The 628-nt window shown below is 66.7% G+C and carries 1 protein-coding gene; it reads right to left on the bottom strand.

Going from position 1 to position 628, the window contains the following annotated elements:
* Positions 1–6 precede the first annotated feature (6 nt).
* Positions 7–348: a MerR family transcriptional regulator gene (locus G3I71_RS45550; protein WP_164318052.1), complete on the bottom strand. Its 342-nt coding sequence runs from the start codon at positions 346–348 to the stop codon at positions 7–9.
* Between the last annotated feature and the right edge of the window lie 280 nt (positions 349–628).

Here is a 628-nt window from a genome sequence, read left to right as displayed (position 1 = left end):
GCCGTCTCAGGCCGCGGCCTTCGGGTTCGCTGACTCGACTGTGCTGGGGCGGTGTTCGGTGTTGATGCGTTGGGCTTCTTGGAGCTGGTCTTCGAGGATGATGATGCGGCAGGCGGCTTCGATGGGGGTCCCGTGGTCGACGAGTTCCCGGGCTCGGGCGGCGATGCGCAGTTGGTAGCGGGAGTAGCGGCGGTGTCCGCCGGTGGAGCGCAGTGGGGTGATGAGTCGGGCTTCGCCGATGGCGCGCAGGAAGCTCTGGGTGGTGCCGAGCAGTTCGGCGGCCCGGCCCGTGGTGTAGGCGGGGTAGTCGTCGTCGTCGAGTCGGTTGTAGGTGTCGTCCGTTGTCATCTCACCTCTCTGTGGAGTACGTGGAGGGGCCCTGGTGCCATTGGCACCAGGGCCCCGAAGGAACTGCTACACCATCTGCCGGCCCTGGTACTGCGCCGGCCCTCTGTTTCCGCACACCCGACCGGAATGCTGTCGGGGCTGCTGGGATCGCGGTTGCTCGACCGGAGACCACCTCACTGTCGATGTCCTGCGGTACCCGGGTTCAAGACGTCCGCCCGGGCGATCCTGATGGCGCTCGGCCCCTCCGTTCTTCCCTCTGGGATCAGTCACTTACGACCTG

Source organism: Streptomyces sp. SID12501 (genome assembly GCF_010550245.1).
In the GTDB taxonomy this organism is placed as follows: domain Bacteria; phylum Actinomycetota; class Actinomycetes; order Streptomycetales; family Streptomycetaceae; genus Streptomyces.
Note: the sequence above shows the minus strand (reverse complement) of the source record. Positions and strands in the feature narration are given on the sequence as shown.

Coding starts and splice junctions, on each gene's coding strand:
- G3I71_RS45550 (WP_164318052.1), bottom strand. CDS start 348: ATGACAACGGACGACACCTACAACCGACTCGACGACGACGACTACCCC.